The sequence below is a fragment of the Mesorhizobium sp. CA5 genome (assembly GCF_020165105.1).
Taxonomy (GTDB): domain Bacteria; phylum Pseudomonadota; class Alphaproteobacteria; order Rhizobiales; family Rhizobiaceae; genus Mesorhizobium.
Genome location: NZ_JAIUHJ010000017.1, coordinates 47,572 through 64,377, shown reverse-complemented (window position 1 = coordinate 64,377; position 16,806 = coordinate 47,572). Strand labels below are relative to the sequence as shown.

18 protein-coding genes and 1 tRNA gene are annotated in these 16,806 nt (G+C 64.9%); 14 read left to right on the top strand and 5 right to left on the bottom strand.

Going from position 1 to position 16,806, the window contains the following annotated elements; translation table 11 throughout:
- Positions 1–108 precede the first annotated feature (108 nt).
- The 4 genes from LB529_RS21245 (at position 109) to LB529_RS21230 (ending at position 3,724) form a co-directional block, all read left to right on the top strand.
- Entirely contained in the window at positions 109–1,164 is a 1,056-nt protein-coding gene (locus LB529_RS21245; RefSeq protein ID WP_224531990.1) for an ABC transporter permease, read from the top strand.
- The gene (locus LB529_RS21240) at positions 1,161–2,105 is read left to right on the top strand and encodes an ABC transporter permease (protein ID WP_224712240.1); all 945 of its coding nucleotides are present in this window, start codon (positions 1,161–1,163) and stop codon (positions 2,103–2,105) included. The genes LB529_RS21245 and LB529_RS21240 overlap by 4 nt, the downstream gene beginning before the upstream one ends.
- A 330-nt stretch (positions 2,106–2,435) precedes the next feature.
- Positions 2,436–2,585, top strand: a complete 150-nt coding sequence (locus tag LB529_RS21235; RefSeq protein WP_140544253.1) for a hypothetical protein — start codon at positions 2,436–2,438, stop codon at positions 2,583–2,585.
- Between the two features lie 200 nt (positions 2,586–2,785).
- Positions 2,786–3,724, top strand: coding sequence for an LLM class flavin-dependent oxidoreductase (locus LB529_RS21230; protein WP_224712239.1), 939 nt, complete (start codon positions 2,786–2,788; stop codon positions 3,722–3,724).
- Position 3,725: 1 nt separating this feature from the next.
- Here the strand turns inward: LB529_RS21230 and LB529_RS21225 are convergent, their stop codons facing one another.
- Positions 3,726–4,646, bottom strand: a complete 921-nt coding sequence (locus tag LB529_RS21225; RefSeq protein ID WP_224712238.1) for a sigma-70 family RNA polymerase sigma factor — start codon at positions 4,644–4,646, stop codon at positions 3,726–3,728.
- A gap of 91 nt (positions 4,647–4,737) precedes the next feature.
- On the bottom strand, positions 4,738–5,052 hold the full coding sequence (locus LB529_RS21220; RefSeq protein ID WP_224712237.1) for a putative quinol monooxygenase: 315 nt from the start codon (positions 5,050–5,052) through the stop codon (positions 4,738–4,740).
- A 274-nt stretch (positions 5,053–5,326) separates the two neighbouring features.
- On the opposite strand from LB529_RS21220, the gene LB529_RS21215 reads away from it, so the two are divergent.
- On the top strand, positions 5,327–5,518 hold the full coding sequence (locus LB529_RS21215) for a hypothetical protein (protein ID WP_224611013.1): 192 nt from the start codon (positions 5,327–5,329) through the stop codon (positions 5,516–5,518).
- Here LB529_RS21215 and LB529_RS21210 read toward each other — a convergent pair.
- Positions 5,481–6,155, bottom strand: a complete 675-nt coding sequence (locus LB529_RS21210) for a cysteine hydrolase family protein (RefSeq protein WP_224712236.1) — start codon at positions 6,153–6,155, stop codon at positions 5,481–5,483. The two genes, LB529_RS21215 and LB529_RS21210, sit on opposite strands and share 38 nt — an antisense overlap.
- A 225-nt stretch (positions 6,156–6,380) precedes the next feature.
- On the opposite strand from LB529_RS21210, the gene exbB reads away from it, so the two are divergent.
- The 7 genes from exbB to LB529_RS21175 all read left to right on the top strand — a co-directional run bounded on the left by exbB (position 6,381) and on the right by LB529_RS21175 (position 14,954).
- Complete coding sequence (gene exbB, locus LB529_RS21205) at positions 6,381–7,307, top strand: tonB-system energizer ExbB (protein WP_224712235.1); 927 nt, start codon at positions 6,381–6,383, stop codon at positions 7,305–7,307.
- Between the two features lie 5 nt (positions 7,308–7,312).
- Positions 7,313–7,819, top strand: a complete 507-nt coding sequence (gene exbD, locus LB529_RS21200; protein ID WP_224712234.1) for a TonB system transport protein ExbD — start codon at positions 7,313–7,315, stop codon at positions 7,817–7,819.
- Positions 7,816–8,808 (top strand): energy transducer TonB, encoded by a 993-nt coding sequence (locus LB529_RS21195; RefSeq protein ID WP_224712233.1) that lies wholly within the window; start codon positions 7,816–7,818, stop codon positions 8,806–8,808. Before exbD ends, LB529_RS21195 begins: the two co-directional genes overlap by 4 nt.
- 81 nt (positions 8,809–8,889) lie before the next feature.
- Positions 8,890–10,284, top strand: a complete 1,395-nt coding sequence (locus tag LB529_RS21190; protein WP_224712232.1) for a multicopper oxidase family protein — start codon at positions 8,890–8,892, stop codon at positions 10,282–10,284.
- A gap of 105 nt (positions 10,285–10,389) precedes the next feature.
- Complete coding sequence (locus tag LB529_RS21185) at positions 10,390–10,878, top strand: hypothetical protein (RefSeq protein ID WP_140841915.1); 489 nt, start codon at positions 10,390–10,392, stop codon at positions 10,876–10,878.
- 513 nt (positions 10,879–11,391) lie between these two features.
- Positions 11,392–14,427: an AsmA family protein gene (locus LB529_RS21180; RefSeq protein WP_224712231.1), complete on the top strand. Its 3,036-nt coding sequence runs from the start codon at positions 11,392–11,394 to the stop codon at positions 14,425–14,427.
- A 194-nt stretch (positions 14,428–14,621) separates the two neighbouring features.
- On the top strand, positions 14,622–14,954 hold the full coding sequence (locus tag LB529_RS21175) for a hypothetical protein (protein ID WP_224712230.1): 333 nt from the start codon (positions 14,622–14,624) through the stop codon (positions 14,952–14,954).
- 205 nt (positions 14,955–15,159) lie between these two features.
- Here LB529_RS21175 and LB529_RS21170 read toward each other — a convergent pair whose 3' ends face one another.
- Positions 15,160–15,603, bottom strand: coding sequence for a hypothetical protein (locus LB529_RS21170; protein WP_224601987.1), 444 nt, complete (start codon positions 15,601–15,603; stop codon positions 15,160–15,162).
- 176 nt (positions 15,604–15,779) lie between these two features.
- A tRNA-Ala gene (locus LB529_RS21165) sits at positions 15,780–15,855 on the bottom strand.
- A gap of 141 nt (positions 15,856–15,996) precedes the next feature.
- Between LB529_RS21165 and LB529_RS21160 the strand changes: the two genes are divergently transcribed.
- Both LB529_RS21160 and LB529_RS21155 read left to right on the top strand, forming a co-directional pair.
- Entirely contained in the window at positions 15,997–16,296 is a 300-nt protein-coding gene (locus tag LB529_RS21160) for a YggT family protein (RefSeq protein WP_095770068.1), read from the top strand.
- On the top strand, positions 16,296–16,619 hold the full coding sequence (locus LB529_RS21155; protein WP_224712229.1) for a DUF167 family protein: 324 nt from the start codon (positions 16,296–16,298) through the stop codon (positions 16,617–16,619). The genes LB529_RS21160 and LB529_RS21155 overlap by 1 nt, the downstream gene beginning before the upstream one ends.
- Positions 16,620–16,806: the final 187 nt, after the last annotated feature.

The window sequence follows — 16,806 nt, the reverse complement described above, 5'->3', positions numbered from 1 at the left end:
CCGCATAGCCGTGATGTATGAGGGCCGCATCGCGGGCACGCTTCCCAGCGCGGATGCCACCGTCGCAAGGCTCGGCCTGATGATGACCGGCGCGGAGGGGCACGCCTGATGTTCCGCCTCGAAGCCCGCACGTCGACGCCCGCCTGGTTCAACCTCGCGCTGCCGCTGGTCGCCATCGCCGCCACACTGATCCTGTGCAGCGGCCTGATCGCGATTGCAGGCGCCGGCGTCGTCGAGGCCTATGGCGTGATGCTGTCTGCATCCCTCGGCGACAGCTACGCCATCACCGAGACGCTGGTGCGGGCCGCCCCGATGATCTTCACCGGCCTTGCGGTGGCAATCGCCTTCCGCGCCAAATTCTGGAACATCGGCGCCGAGGGCCAGCTGCTCGCTGGCGCGGTGGCAAGCTGCTTTGTCGGCGCCATCCCGATGCCGGGCTATCTCGCTATGCTGCTGATGGCCCTTGTCGGCGCGGCTGCGGGCGCTCTCGTCGCGTTGGTGCCGGCGACATTGCGCGTCAAATTCAAGGTCGACGATGTGGTCAGCTCGCTGCTGCTCAACTCGGTCATCTATTACGCGCTGATGGCGCTGATCGAAGGGCCGTGGAAGGACACCTTCTCCGGCTACCCGATCTCGCCGCCGATCGAGGACTCGGCCAATTTCCCGGTGCTGATCGAAGGCACAAGGCTGCATCTCGGCGTCGTCGTGGCGCTGATCGCAGCACCCCTTTGCTGGTTCCTGATCGCGCGCACCACGCTCGGCTTTAGGATCCGCGTCACCGGCGAGAACCCGGAAGCCGCCCGCTATGGCGGCATCAACGTGCAGCGCGTGCTGCTTTCCACCGCGCTGCTCTCCGGCGCGCTGGCCGGTCTCGCCGGCGTCGGCGAGGTAGGCGGCGTCCACTTCCAGGTGATGAGCGACATCTCGCCGGGCTACGGCTATTCCGGCATCGTCGTCGCCATGCTCGCCAGGCTCAACCCGCTCGGCGTGGTACCGGCGGCGATCTTCCTGGCCGCCGTCATGACCGGCGCCGAGGCGATGTCGCGGGCGACCGGCGTGCCGGCTTTCTTAAGCGATGTCATCCAGGGCACGGCGCTGCTGGCCATGCTGGTGGCGCTGCTTTTCACCGCCTACCGCATCCGCCGCGTGGGAGCGCCAGCATGAGCGTGGTGTTCGAGCAGATCTTCCAGGTCGGCTTCCTCGCCGCCATCATCCGCATCGCCACGCCGCTTGCTTTCGCCACGCTTGGCGAAATGTTTTCCGAGCGCGCCGGCGTGCTCAATCTCGGCATAGAAGGCATCATGCTGCTGTCGGCGATGGCCGGATTCACCGCGGCGAGCCTTAGCGGCAATCTGTGGCTGGGCGTACTGGTGGCCGTGCTGGTCGGGGCGCTGATGGGCGCGCTGCATGCGCTGTTCACCGTGGCACTGGGCCTCAGCCAGCATGTCTGCGGCATCGGCGTGACGCTGTTCTCATCCGGCCTTGCCTATTTCCTCTACCGGCTGATCTTCGGCCAGCAATCGGTGCCGCCGAGCATCGACGGCTTCAAGCCGGTGCCGATCCCGCTGCTTTCGGACATCCCGATCCTCGGCCCGGCGGTGTTCAGCCAGTTCACGCTGGTTTATCTGGCGATCATCGCCATCCCGCTCGCCGCCTTCGTGCTCTACCGCACGCCATGGGGGCTGTCGGTGCGCATGATCGGCGAGAATCCGCGCGCGGCGGACTCGGCCGGCGTCAGCGTGATTGCCACGCGCTTCCAGGCGGTGATCCTCGGCGGCGCGCTGATGGGCCTTGCCGGCGCCTTCCTCACCATGGCGCAGTTCAACGCCTTTACCTTTGGCGTCGTATCCGGGCGCGGCTGGGTGGCGATCGCGCTGGTCGTGTTCGGCCGCTGGGATCCCTGGCGCTCGGCGGGCGCGGCGCTGCTTTTTGCCTTCGTCGACGCGCTGCAGCTCAGGATGCAGGCGAGCGGCCTCGGCCACATCCCCTATGAAGCCTTCCTGATGCTGCCCTTCATCTTCACCATCGTCGCCATGGCCTTCATGTCGCGCAACGCGGTCGCGCCTTCGGCGCTGCTGAAGCCGTTCCGACGGGAGGAGCGTTAGGGGGCGGCGCCCTTTCCTGTCCCTCCGGAGGGAGGAGAGGTGGCGCTGCGAAGCAGCGACGGAGTGGGGGAACCACATCGCAACCGCCACAAGCGAAAGGGCCACTCGGCGCACGAATCTCCTTGCACGCGCCAAGGGTCGACCCCCACTCCGTCGAGCGCCTGGCCGTTCTGGAACGAAGAACCTGGAACCGGGTATGCCGCTACCGTGCGAGAATGAAAAACCACAGATTGCATCCTCCCCAAAAATTTGTTCCAGAAACCGCCCAAAAATAACAATCGACAAAGTCTACTAGTTTTATAGATTAACGGTCGCGACGGAGGATCGACCATGTCCTACATTCAGAACGCCCAACGCAAAGGCCAGAGGCTTGCCGCCGACCAGAGCTGGAGGCCCGCCTATGGCGGCACGTTCGCCTATCTCGTCTTTGCGCTTGCCTTCGTGTTCACCGGCGCCGTCGTTTTCGGGATCATCCCATGACTGAGCCGGGGCCAGAGCAATTCCAGGAAAGTGCGATCTGTTTTCCGTCCGGAATTGCGTAAAACCAAAGGCCCCGCCGTCCAAAAAATCTGAGTTGAGTAATCGGAGCTGAAGAAGGCCGGCGCGCTGTCGCGCGCCGACGAGATGGATTTGACTCGGGGGTTCGGGGCGGGGCGACCAACGTGATGGAGGAGATGGCAATGCCGATCGAGTTCACGCATGTTCCAGGCAAGCCTGCCAATGGCAGCTTCTTTTACGATTTCGCCGAGACGGCGACCAAATTGTCGCTGATCGAGGATTCCGGCTTTCGCAAGCTGGTGGTGGACGATCCGGCCGGACTGCTTGCCAACATGGATATCGCCGCGCAGACGCTCGACCGCACCGGCTCGCTGGAGGTGGTGCTGACGCATTGGGCCGGCGTTATCGAGCCGACGGTAGCGGCCAAGCAGCTCGCGGCGCTCGACCGCAGAGGCGGCGGGCGTCTGTCGCTTCGCATGCTGAGCGAGCCGCTTGAAGACAGCGATGCCGAGGCGCGGCCGGTCGGCCACAGCGTCGTGTGGCAGCGCATCGACGAATATCTGGTGCTGCTGAAGCGCCTGTGGTCGAACGACAGGCCCTTCGACCATGAGGGCGCCTTCTACAGCGTGCGCGGCGGCTTCGTGCCGCGCAAGGGTCCGCACGGCGCCGATCTCGTCATCCGGCTCGGCGGTCAGTCGGGCACCGCGCTGAAGGTCGCCGGCAAGCATGCCGATGTCTTCGAGCTGGCCGCCGGTTCGCCCGACGAGGTGAGGCAATTGATGGAGCGCGCGCGCAGCGCCGCCGCCGAGCACGGCCGCGGCGGCAGGCTGCGCTTCGCGCTTCCGGTGCGCATCCGCCCGGACGGCTGGACGGGCGCCTCGGATCACAAGGCGGTCGAGATTGCCGGGCCGCCGGCGCGGCTCGCCTTGGCGCTGTTGCCCTATGCGGCGCTGGGCGTCGAGGAATTCATGATCGGCGGCATCGACCGCCTGGGCGAGATCGCCCGCATCGGGCGCGAGACGATCGCGCTGGTCGCGAATTCACTGGCGCGCCGCGAGGCCGAAGGTCCGCAGCCGGGTGCGTTAGCCTCGCACCCTTTTGCGCAACACTGCGCGTCCTAGACTAAGGTCGCTCCGCGTCGGAATAGTCCAGGCCGTCCATCACATAATCCGCGAACAGGAAGTCGCGGATGCCGGCGATCCGGCCGTTCTCCCAATCGATGAGGATGAAATAGCGCGGCGGTCCGTCCGGACGCTCCGGGCTGGTGACCAGGATAGCGGGCCGGCCTTCGACGAGGCCGGCCGTGAAATGCCAATGCGTCTCGTCGGCATAGCGGCCGAAATAATTGCCGACATATTCCTTGCCGTCGGCTCGCAGGCGGTTGACCAGCTCCAGCTTGACGTCCTCGGCCAGCAGGCCGCGCAAGGTATCGAAGTCCCTGGCGTTGAAGGCGGCCACATAATCGCCGAGGCGCCGCATGTCGTGTTGGTCGAGCGCCGGGCGGGGCGGCGCGATGCGCGGCGCGGCCGCCAGCTTGCGCAGGCTCTCGCGACCCCGCTGCAGCGCGCCCTTGATCGCGGTCTCGGAAGTTTCGAGGATTTCGCCGATCTCTTCCAAGCTGTGTCCAAGCACATCCTTCAGCACGACCGTGCATCGTTGCGCCGGCGGCAGTTGCATCAGTTCGGCCAGGCTCGCCTCGGCGGCAATTCGGGCATCCAGCGCCGAGTTCTGGTCGGCGATCGTGTCGAGCTCGACTTCGCTTTCGCGCCCCCGCAAGCGGGCCCGCTTGCGCAGGAAATCGAGGGCGGCGTTATGCGCGATGCGAAACAACCAAGGCTCGGTCTTGTCGGGCATGTCGCCATTCCTGATCGCCACGAAGCTTTTTGCAAAAGCCTCCTGGACAATGTCTTCGCCATCGATGACCGATCCAACCATGCGCGACGCGTAGCGGTGCAGCTTGGCTCTCAGCAAGGCGGCATCGCGCTCGAAGGCGCGAAGCCTGGTTTCGGTCGCCGCAACGGACTGATCGTGCGAACCGGTCACGCGTGCTCTACCTCTTTGTTTGACGCAATTCCGGACAGAAGGTCGGCGAAGGCGCCGAACCCAACCGTTTCACACTTTTCCTGGAATTGCTTCAGTTCTCCACCCCGCCCGTATGGGAATAAGTCGTGTGGCCCATCATGGTCTCGCCGGAGGCGAGCTCGACGATGCTCTTCATGTACTCGCCGAAGCGGGGATCGCCGCGGAAGGCCGCGATGTCGTCCGCCGAACGCCATTGCGAGATGTTGGCCACCTTGCTGCCGTCGCCGCCGACGACCACGGATGACGACAGCGAGCCAGGCTGCTTGCTGAAGAAACTCCTCGTGCCCTCGGCAAGCATGTTGGCGAGTTCCTGCTGCTTGCCCGGCTTGGCGGTGAAGACGTTGATCAAGGTCACTGTGGTCGACATGGCTTGGCTCCGTTTGTCCTGACGGCGGAGGCCGGCTTGGCTCTCGCACCCGTTACGACCCTCAAGACGAACTCCGAACCGAAAACGGAACGGTACATGCAAAAGTTTTTCGGCAATCAATCAAGTTCGCGATTCGGACGCTGCCATTGACCTGTCGAGCGGCCGCCGCGCCCGTGAGTTCAGAAAAATTTATCCTCGCCGTTCCAAAAGCCATCCCCGTTTCGTCTTGGTGAGTGCCGGGTTGCCATCCCGGCATCAACCAAGGGAGAAGCAAATGTCGATCCTGTCATCCATCGCTCGCATCGCGGCCGAATACACCGCGACCCGTGCACGCTATCGGGCAGCGCGGACGCTTTATCTGCTGCCACTCGACATCCGCAAGGATATCGGCTGGCCGGAACCCGGCGATCCGCGCGATCCCGAAATCCTCAGCTCGCCACGCTCGCGAGCCGTGATAGCGCGCTGATGACGGCCGCCGAGTCCGCCAGCGCGCCGAAGACGCCGTCCTCAACGGTCACCATATGCAGCGCGGCTTCATGCGCATATTGGTCGCCGCTGGCGCAAGCGTCCGAAATCGTCAGGCACTGGAAGTTGCGGTCGCAGGCCTCGCGCAACGTGGTGTGCACGCACACATCCGTCGTGCAGCCGGCGAACATCAGATGCGTGATGCCGCGCGCCCGCAGAATGAGCTCGAGATCCGTGTGGGTGAAGGCGCTGTTGCAGGTCTTGTCGATGATGATGTCTCCAGGCGCCACCTCGATGTCGGGAACGATCTGGAAACCCGGGCCGGAGCGCAGCAGGACATCGGTGCCGTCGAGCCCTGACCGCTTGCGTCGCCATCTTTCGTAAGGCGTCATGTCGGCCATGTCGGCGCGGTAGCCTTGCCTGGTGTGGATGATGGTGAGGCCGGCGGCTCGGGCCGCGGCAATCAGCCGGTTGACCGCCGGCAGGATGGCTCGCAGCGGCGACGGATCGTAGCCCTTCCTGGCGAAGTAGCCGGTCGGCGACAGGAAATCCTCCTGCAGGTCTATCGCCAGCAGCGCCGTATGCTGCGGCTCCAGCCTGCCGTCATAGGGAAAGTCGAAGGATATCGCCTTGATCATCGGCGCCTGCTCTTCTTGCTCCATGCGCATCGTGCCCGGCAACCGTCTTGCGGTCCAGGCCCGCAGCGTGCTCAGGCGGGCATAGGCACATTATGAATTGTGGAGCAGCATAGTCATCTTTATAGTTGACTCGCAAACTCATGTTTCATAGTCAACCGGCACGGCTCGCCCTGCGCCTGTCTGTATGGCGGCCGCCGCATTGCAATGATGAAGCGAGGACGAGCCTTGTCCCGAAACAGCCTCTTGGCGGCGCTGGCCGCGTCGCTCATTCTTTCGGCTGGTGTCGCCGCGGCGCAGGGACGATCGCCTGCGCCGGTCGAGCAGGCGCCGGCCGCTCCAACCCTGCAGACGCCCCCGGCGCAGGCGCCCGCCGCCACGTCGGTCGCTCCAGGCATTCGGCCGGCTGCGAACGGCACCACGAGCGAAGAGCCTTCCATCTCGCTGACGCTGCCGCATGACCTGTCGCCCTGGGGCATGTTCATGAATGCCGACATCGTCGTGAAGGCGGTCATGGTCGGGCTGGCCTTCGCTTCTCTCGTCACCTGGACGATCTGGCTCGCCAAGTCGCTGGAGGTCTTCGCCGGCAAGCTGAGGGCCCGTCGCGCCGCCGATGCGATCGGCAACGCCGCGACGCTGATGCAGGCCGGCCGGGAGCTTGGCCGCAGCGGCGGCCCGGGTGCGCTGCTGGTGCGGGCGGCGGAAGAGGAACGGGCGCTGTCGGCCGGCGCGCTCGATCATGCCTCCGGCGACGGCCTGAAGGAACGCGTCGCCTCCAGGCTTGCGCGCATCGAGGCGGCGGCGGCGCGGCGCATGTCGCGCGGTACCGGCCTGCTCGCCACCATCGGCTCGACGGCGCCCTTCGTCGGCCTGTTCGGCACCGTCTGGGGCATTATGAACGCCTTTATCGGCATCTCGCAGGCGCAGACCACCAACCTCGCCGTCGTAGCGCCCGGCATCGCCGAGGCGTTGCTTGCCACCGCCATGGGCCTCGTCGCGGCCATTCCGGCAGTCGTCATCTACAACGTCTTCGCGCGCTCGATAGCCGGCTACAGGCAGATCCTCGCCGACGCTTCCGCCGGCGTCGAGCGGCTGGTCAGCCGCGACCTCGATTTCCGCACCGTGCCGCCGGCAACGGCGATCGCGGCGGAGTAACGGCGATGGCGGCACGCATTCGCGAGACGTCCGGCGACGATCTCGAGGAAAGCCACGACATCAATGTCACGCCGTTCATCGACGTCATCCTGGTGCTCCTGATCATCTTCATGGTCGCTGCACCTCTCGCCACGGTCGACGTCAATGTCGACCTGCCCGGATCGACGGCTACGCCGGCGCCGCGGCCCGAGACACCGCTGTTCCTTACGCTGAAAAGCGATCTGACGCTCGCGGTCGGCAATGACAGCCTGCCCCGCCCGGCCTTTGCCGCTGTGCTCGACAGCCGCACCAAGGGGGACAAGCAGACCCGCATCTTCCTGCGCGCCGACAGGACGGTCGGCTATGGCGACCTGATGGAGGTGATGAACCTGCTGCGTAGCGCCGGCTATCTCAAGGTCGCGCTGGTGGGGCTCGAAACTACGTCGGGCAGTGCTGGCGGACCGGCCGAGTCTGGAGCTCCGGCAACTGGTGTAAACTCGGCGTCGGCTCCGGGTGACGGTTCAGCGCCATGACGGTCACCGCGCTTTCCCGCATTTCGCAGCCGCGTTTCGGCGCGCGTGAGGCCGGCCTGTGGACGAGCGCCGCCGCAATCATTCTGGCCGCGCATGTGGCGGTTGCCTATGCGGTGCAGAATCTGAGCTTCGCCGAGATGCAGGATGGCGGTCCGCCGCCGGCGCTGGCGGTCGAGATGGCGCCGCTGGCGATCGCCCCCGCCGTGCCGGAAGAGACGGCAATGCCGGACACGGTGACACCGGAGCCGCCCGATGCGGCGGAGGAGACGGAAAAGCCCATCGACGCGAAATCGGTGATCGACCCGGCGCCGGTGGCCGAGCGGACCGAGCCCGTCGCTGAACAGCCCCTCGGTACCGACGACACGCAGGAGGCCAAACAGGCCGCTCCCGCGGAACAGGCCGTTGCTGCGCTGAACGAGCAGCCGCCGCTGGACGAGGTCGTGCCCGACCTTGTCGAGGCGATCGCGCCGGACGTCGTCATTCCGCTGCCGGTACCGAAACCTGCGGAAGCGGAGATGAAGGCGCAGAGACCGGTCGAAGCCAGGAAGAAGGCCGAGAAAAAACCGGTCGAGAAGCCGAAAGAACGGGTGAAAAAGGAAAAGGCGCCACCGCCAAAGGCGACGACCACCGCCAGCATCGACGCCAAGGCGGCGGCGAAGGCGGCAGCACCGCAGTCCTCGAATGCGGCGCCGCGCTCCATCGTCGGCCTGTCGCGCTGGAATTCGAGCCTGGCGGCGTGGATCAGGCGGCACACCCGCTATCCGAGCGCGGCGCGCTCCAGGCGGGCCGAGGGGACGCCGAGCGTCACCTTCACGGTCGACACCTCCGGCAGGGTGGTCTCGGCCCGGCTGGCGCAATCCTCGGGCGATGGCGATCTCGACCGCGCGGCGCTCGGCGCATTGCAGGGCGCCTCGGTGCCGGCGCCGCCGGCGGAGCTCGGCGCCCGCGTCACCCGCACCGCGCCCTTCGTCTTCAGCCTGCGCGACTAGGCCGGCGCGCCGGATGGTGGTAGGCGGCTCACTGGTTCAGCTCAATTCCAACGGCCGAGGCATCCTGCCGACGGAAACCATATGACGATATTCACGCGCCGCGCCTTTCTCAAAACCACAGCTGCCGCAGGCCTGGCCGGCATCGGCGCCGCGACTATCGGCAGATTGGCCGGCTTTGCAGCCGCCAAGTCGGCCCCGCTGATCCTGAAAACCGCCACCATCGAGGCGCAGCTGATGGACGGCGCGCCGACGAAGAATGTGCTGACCTACGGCGAGGCCGGCATGCCGCCGGTCGTCAGGATGAGAAAGGGCGAGCCGTTTGCCGCGCGCTTGATCAACGGCATCGACGAGCCGACGACCATCCACTGGCATGGCATCCGCGTTCCCAACAAGATGGACGGCGTGCCGTTCCTTGTGCAGCCCTATGTTTATCAGGGCGATCATTTCGACTATGAATTCACGCCGCCCGACGCCGGCACCTTCTGGTACCACCCGCATTGCAACACGCTGATCCAGATGGGCCACGGCCTGACCGGGGTGATCGTGGTCGAGAATCCGAAGGACCCGGTCTTCGACGTCGAGATGGTCGTCAACCTGCGCGACTGGCGGCTTGGCGACGACGGCCAGTTCATCGAGCCGTTCCGGCCGCGCGACGCGGCCAAGGCCGGCACCTTCGGCACGGTGCGCACCGCCAATTGGCAGGGCCAGCCGCAATTCGATGCGCCGGCCGGCGGGCTGGTGCGGCTGCGCGCGGCCATCACCGACGTCACCCACATCTATGCCTTCCGCGTCGACGGCGCCGAGGCGACGGTCATCGCGCTCGACGGCAATCCGGTGCCGCAGCGTTTTACGCCGGATGCCTTGCAGCTGGGGCCTGGCCAGCGGCTGGAGCTTGCCATCCGCATGCCCGACGAGGAGGGCGCGATCGTCAGCCTGCGCGACGTCAGGGGCACCAAGCCGAAAATCCTAGCGACGCTGCGTTCGGTCGGCAGATCGCTGAAGCACGATCTGCGCGATCTCGGCCGGCTCGAAGCGAACCCGGTGGCGGAGGTAGACCTGACAAGCGCCAAGCGTATTCCGCTGGCGCTGAGCGCTACGGCTGAAAACGTCGCGGCCGACGGCATTTGCGGCTCGCTCGGCTACAGTTTCTGGGCGATCAACAAGGTGCCGTGGCCGGGCGACACGCCGGACCCGACCGCGCCGCTCGCCGAACTGAAGCTCGGCCAGAGCTACATCATCGACATGGAGAACCTCACCCCGCACGCGCACCCGATCCATTTGCACGGAATGAGCTTCAAGGTGCTGTCGTCCTCGACCAGGGCAGTGCAGCCGCTGGTCTCCGACACCTATCTCATCCAGCCCGACGAGAAGGTGCAGCTCGGCTTCGTCGCCGACAATCCCGGCGACTGGCTGCTGCATTGCCACATCATCGAGCACCAGAAGACCGGCATGACGAGCTACTTCCGGGTGGTATGAGCGCATCGGCGCGGAAGGCGTCGGCATTCCGCGGGTTGACGCGTTTGGCCGATTGCCTAGGTAGGCAGGAGGGCGCTGGGGCGGCACACAACTCCGACCGAAGGCATGACATCCTTGCATATTCGAAAACTTGCCTTTGTTGCGGCAGGCATCTCCACCCTGTCGTCCTGCGTCATCCCCGACGATACGTCGAGCATCGCCAAGGTCGACGCCACCACGGCCGCTGCCCGCAAGGAGATGGTCGGTCTCAGCGAGGCCGATGTCCGCATGTGCGCCGGCTTTCCGACCGCGACGGCCGACACGGGGCCTTCCGGTCAGATTTGGACCTACCAGCGCACCGTGCAACGCGGCAATCTCAGCATCGCGGTGCCGACGATGGCCGTGGGCGCGATTCCCGCGGTCGGAGGGTCGGTCAACGTCGCCCCCGGCGGCTATTGCAATACGCAAATACGCATGCTCAACGGCCACGTCGCAGAGGTGGCCTATGCCGGCGACAATAACTTGCCGAACAGCCGTGACGCGCTATGCGTCAGCACCGTGGACGCCTGCGTGGCCTATGCGCGCCAACGCAAAGCAACACCAGTCTCCAGGTGAGGGGGGCGAGGCCGGTCCGAGACTCCGCTTGTGTCAGCGTCCTCCGGGGTGTATGGCGCCAGGCTCCTTTTTGGAGGCGTCGGGCGAAACATGCCGGCCCATGTCTCTGCCGGTTTCGGGCGGCGGGACATCCATCAGGTTTCTGACCTTGGCGTTGTTGTGCGCGTGGATGATGGCGCGGCTCAAACGAAGCAGGGTTCCGAGCGCAGACATTGGCACGTCCTCCATTTGAAATGGCTGATATGTCGGCGGCGGGTGCCGGAAAAATGCGCCCGGTCTGTTTCACGCGAATGGCTCGGAAACCGGCTGACCGTTTCCAAACCCTTTCGTCTGGAAACACTTGCGTGCAAATGGCTGCGACCGCGATAGACCTCGACGAAAGAGCCGACGGGCTCCGCGGAACAGTCCGAAATTCGTCCGGCGCGGGGCCCATGTTTCGGCAGGATTCAGTCGCGCGCCAGAAGCATGTATGTTTGACGATACTGATTCTTCCGATCGTTTTGGCTGGTCGATGTGAGAAAAATCGTCGCTGCACTCACCGTAGCCGTCGTTCTTGTCGTCGGGCTGCTTTTCCTTCTGCCCGCGCTTGTTTCAACCGACTGGGTTCGTGCCGAACTGAGCCGGCAACTGTCAGCCGCAACCGGAATGACAATTCGGCTGGACGGACCTGTCAGACTATCGCTGCTGCCCAAGCTGGCGGTGGTCGCGGACGATATCTCGCTTTCGACCGGCACGGGCGATATCGCGATATCCGCTCCGCGGTTCTCGACTTCGATAACGCTGTCGTCCCTATGGTCGAAAAAGCTTGAGATACAGTCCGTCGCGCTGGCGGATCCGACAATCGCGCTCAAGGCTTCGGCAAACGTGGCGTCAGCTCCGGAACCGAAGGATGTACAGGCCGATCCGTTCGCGGCGGTTGTCGATACGCTCGAGCGGCTGGCGATCAACCAACTGACGATAACGAACGGCACCCTCACCTCAGGCGCGTCGACCGGCAATTCCGCTGAGGTGACGGCAATCGACGCCGATCTGAGGGTTCCGGACCTCGACCGGGAGGTCTCGTTTTCATTGGCCGGCACCAGCGGCGGCCGTCGCGTTGAAATGAGCGGGAGCCTTTCCGCCTTGAGGCCGATCCTGAAACGGCTGCCGGCCCAGATCGCCATCGAGGCGCGTCTCGATCCGGCGCCGGTTGCCAAATTCTCTTCCTTGCATGCGAGTGGAGAGATCCAGCTCAACGGGAACGGCAGTTATCAGATCAAGGGCGGAAAGTTCGATGTCGGCGACCAGAGCTTCCAGATGGACGCGCTCTTTCAGCCCGGGGCGCGGCATCGCTTCTTCGCCGACCTGGCGGCAAAGCGCGTCGATATCGACGCCTTGAGCGATATTGGAAAGGGTGGTTCCAGCGCGGGCAAGGCTCCGGGCGGTTCCAGCGGGCCCGACCTCGCGATGCTCTCTGCGTTCGACGCCGACATCAGCGTCGCCATCGATGAATTGGTCGGCGGCAAGATACAGGCTTCCGATGTCCAACTCGCCGCGACGCTGCGCGACGGACATATCGAGGCAAAGCTGGAGCACTTCGGCCTCGATGCGGGAAGCGTTACCGCGAAAGCCTCGACGAATGTCGGTGAAACGCCTCCGACCATACGCGGCAATATTGCGAGTTCAGGGCTGGATATCGGCTCTGTAGCGAAGCTGGCCGGACAATCCGTGCCGTTGTCCGGCAAGCTGACCGCCGATATGGGGTTCGCTTTTCGCGGACTCACCGCAGAGCGCATACGCAGCAGCGTCAATCTGCAGGGAACGGTCGGAATTCGGGAAGGCAAGCTTCCGCTGGCAGCACTTGCCGAGGCCCGGACGGCCGACGACATCACCGGGCTCAATCTTGACGCGAAGGTTCACGATGTCGGCAAGCCGGTCGATTTGACGGGCAAGCTCGTCTGGCGGGGACAGGCCGTGACGTTCAAGTCCCAGCTCGCACCTGCATCCTTTCTGGCCAGCGGCTCCGTTGCCGATGCGTCCGGGCCGATCAGCCTTTCGGTTTCCTCCAAATACCTCGAAGGCAGCATAAGCGGCGCTGCCGGGGGTGGCGGCACGTTCAAGGGTCAGGTTTCGGTCACATCGGCCTCGGTCGACAAGCTCATGCAATGGCTGGGGCAGAGTGCTTCCCACGGTCTGCGAGACTTTGCCTTCAAAGGTGACGTGGACGCCGGGCCAGGACAGCTTTCCTTTCAGAAAACCTCTGTTGCCTTGAACGGGGTCAAGGCGTCGGGCCAAGGCTCGATGAAACTTGGGGCGCCCCTCAACATCCGGACGTCGCTCAATTTCGCGAAGCTTGACTTCGCGGCGTTCGCCGGCGGCGGCGAGCCTGCCACGGGCGGAAAGCAGAAGCCGAACGGCGCCACCGACGCGCCGATCGATCTCTCCTTCCTCAAGGGAATTGACGCCAAGGTGGACATCCAGGCCGACAAGCTCGGCTATGGAAAGGTCTTCGCCGGGCCGGTGGCCACCACTCTGGTGGTTGCTGATGGCAAGGCGCGCCTGAACGTGCCGCAAAGTCCCTTCTACGGTGGCACGATTGCCGCGGAGATGACAGCCGACGGCTCAAACGACGCCGCTTCCCTGAACCTGAACACTGCGATCGCCGGCGCGGCCGCGGCTCCCTTGCTCCATGACGCGGCGGATTTCGACCGCATCGAAGGAACGCTCAATGCGACCGTCGCGGTTTCAGGCTCGGGAAAGACTACGAAATCGCTTGCCCGCTCCCTTGGCGGCAAGGCGGCGGCAAAATTCGGCGACGGCGCCTTCCGGGGCATCGACATAGCCGAGGTCTACAACAACCTGGTGGGGCTGCTTTCCAGCGGCTTCAAGCAGGATCAGACCAAGAAGACGACGTTCACCGAACTCGGCGCCTCTTTTGCCATCGAGAACGGCGTCGCGCAGACGACGGACATCAGCCTGCTGGGTCCGCTGGTGCGAATGGACGGCTCGGGCAAGATAGACTTCGCCGACCAGACGCTCGACGTCCGTCTCAACCCCCGCGTCGTTGCCTCGCTTGCCGGGCAGGGAGGCGACATTGCCGTGAAGGGCATCGGGGTGCCGATCGTGGTCCAAGGCCCGCTGTTTGCGCCTCGGGCCTATCCGGACCTGAGCGCATTGGCCAAAGACCCGCAGGGCGCGCTGGACATGTTGGGCCGCCTTGGGCTACCAACCGGGAAGGTGAATCTCGACAAGCTGATCCCGGGCCAAACGGGCTCGAACGGCGACGGTTCCGGCAAGGGAGCGGCGGATCTGATCGGCGATCTTCTGCGCAACGCCGCGCCCCGGCCCAAAGCCCTGCCCGCGGCTCCGGAACCCGCCGTGGCGCCAGACACCGGCAATACGGATAGTGCGGCGCCGCCGCCAGGTTCGAACGCCGGTGGCGAGGCCGAAGCAGAGACAACCGCGCCGGCGGCCGAACCCGCCTCCGCCGGCCCGCAGGCCGCCCCTGCTTCGCCCGAAGCGCCAAAGAAAGGGGAAATCGACACGCTTCTCGATCAGTTGGCCAATTAGCAGTGCAGGGTGGCCTCCGCTCGCGGGATGATGTGAAAGAAAGCGGCCGCTATGGTTGCGTCAGCCTGACGCCGGCGCAATACATGATCTAACGCTCATATGTGCGGCCGCAAATCAAAGTGATCTCGGCCGCCGCAAATCGTCCCCAATCAGGACGTTCTTCCGGCCTTAATCTGCACAGATTGGAGAGGCCGATGAAATTGTCTGTTCTTGCCCTTGCCGGCACCATGCTGGCGGTGATGCCAGCAGTCCATGCGGCGCCGATGATTGGCACGCCGGCCAGGAATGGCCTGGTGCAGCAGGCGCATGTCACATGCGCCTACCTGACCGAGGACGGCTACTGCGTGCGGCCGCACAAAAAGCACAAATACTGGAAGCGCCACCACTACGACCGGCCTGCCTACCGCACCTATGAGCGTCAGCTACCGGACGAGGATTACTGGCTCTATCAGCGTCCGCGGCCGATCATCCGGGTCGTTCCCGACTATCCGCAGGACGAAGACAATTGGGATGACTGGGACAATTGAGGTGAGCCGCCCTTCATTGGCAAGCGGGATGCCTGCAGGCCCGCTATTCATCAGAGCGGACACCCCCGCCATTGGTCTGGCAGGTCGGCGGAGAGGTCGATGAAACTCGCCGTCTGGCCTGCCCGGCGCGACCTTGTCGTTGACATTGCGCGCCCGGGCACGCCTGAACCGGCCCATCCGGGAATAACGGATGGAGTTGGGGCTCCTATCTCTTCAGCGCGATGCTCATGCCGCTGAGGTCGGCGTTGACCTGCAGGCCCACCTGCCGGCCGGTGAGCTCGAGCTGGGCGCCCTTGTCATTGGTCATGACGATCACCTGGGCGCCTCTGCCGAGCGCGCCGCCGCCGCCGGCCGCGCCGTAGACGCCCGTCACATCGCTGGCGCGTCGGATGTGGCGCACCCTGCCCTGAAAATAGGTCTTGGATGCGCCGAAGGCCAGGCCGCCCGAGATGCCACCGATCGAGATCGGATAGCGTTTGCCATGGAAGGTCAGCGTGCCTTCCCCGCCGGAACCGCCGATGAAGAAGGCCGCCTTGTAGACGGAGAAGCGGATCGTGCCGCTGTCGGCATGCGCGGCGCTGGCAATGCTGACGCCGGCGGCAGCGATGGCCGCAACCGCGACTGAACGGAACCTGGACGAAATCTGCATGATGGTGACCTCCTCGCACATCGCCGCTTACCCAGCCGGCCGGGGATATCAGCTTCAAAAGTATAGCTGAACCGTCTTGCCCCGCCATTGGTTCCAAGCGGCGGCCCGAAATCCGGCTGTCACAAAATGCTGAGGGAGGAGGCCGAAGCCGATGAGAAGCACATGCGTGTGCTGGCTGGTGGAGCTGAGGGGGATCGAACCCCTGACCTCATCATTGCGAACGATGCGCTCTCCCAGCTGAGCTACAGCCCCGTTCCAGCGGATGGGCTTGTATCGGTCGCGGCCGTTTGATGTCAAGGCGAAAGACCGGGCCGGCACAAGCGCCGTGGCGGGGCGGGCCTTGCCCGCACGCCAGGCAATGGCTACATGTCGGCGACAATTTTGGAGACCGGCATGATCGCCCTTATTCAGACCATCGTCATGGCGCTTGATATCTACTGGTGGATCATCATCGCCTCGGCGATCTTTTCCTGGCTCTACGCCTTCAATGTCGTCAATTCGCGCAACCAGTTCGTCGGCAGCGTGGGCAACATGCTCTACCGGCTGACCGATCCGGCATTGCGCCCGATCCGCCGCTTCATGCCCGATCTCGGCGGCATCGACATTTCGCCGATCATCCTGCTTCTGATCATCTTCTTCATCCGGCAGTTCCTGGTCACCACCGTCTGGTCCTGGGTCGTGGCCGGCGGCTGATGGGCACGCCGTTCCGGCTGCGCGAGAACGGCATCGACCTCTTCGTGCGGCTGACGCCGAAAGCGGCGCTCGACCGGATCGACGGCGTCGAGACCGCTGCCGACGGGCGCAGTCATCTTAAGGCCCGCGTCCGCGCCGTGCCGGAGAACGGCACCGCCAATCAAGCGCTGGAACGGATGATGGCGAAGGCGCTGGGTGTGCCGGTGTCGGCCGTTTCGGTGGTCGCGGGCGGCACATCGCGGCTGAAGACGCTGCGGGTCGTGGGGGAAGGGGCCGAGCTGGCGAAAAGCGTCGAGGCTCTTTCTAAGCAATCGAAGATCTGAGACGCAGGCGGGACGGCGCCCCCCTCTGTCCTGCCGGACATCTCCCTCGCTTGGCTACGCTATGCACACATCTTCTGTGACTGGCGCGACTGATCAGGCCAAGGCTTGATTGCCACGTGGTTCCCCCAATCCGTCGCTGCTTCGCAGCGCCACCTTTCCCCCCCTCCGGAGGGAAAGGAACGGAGCG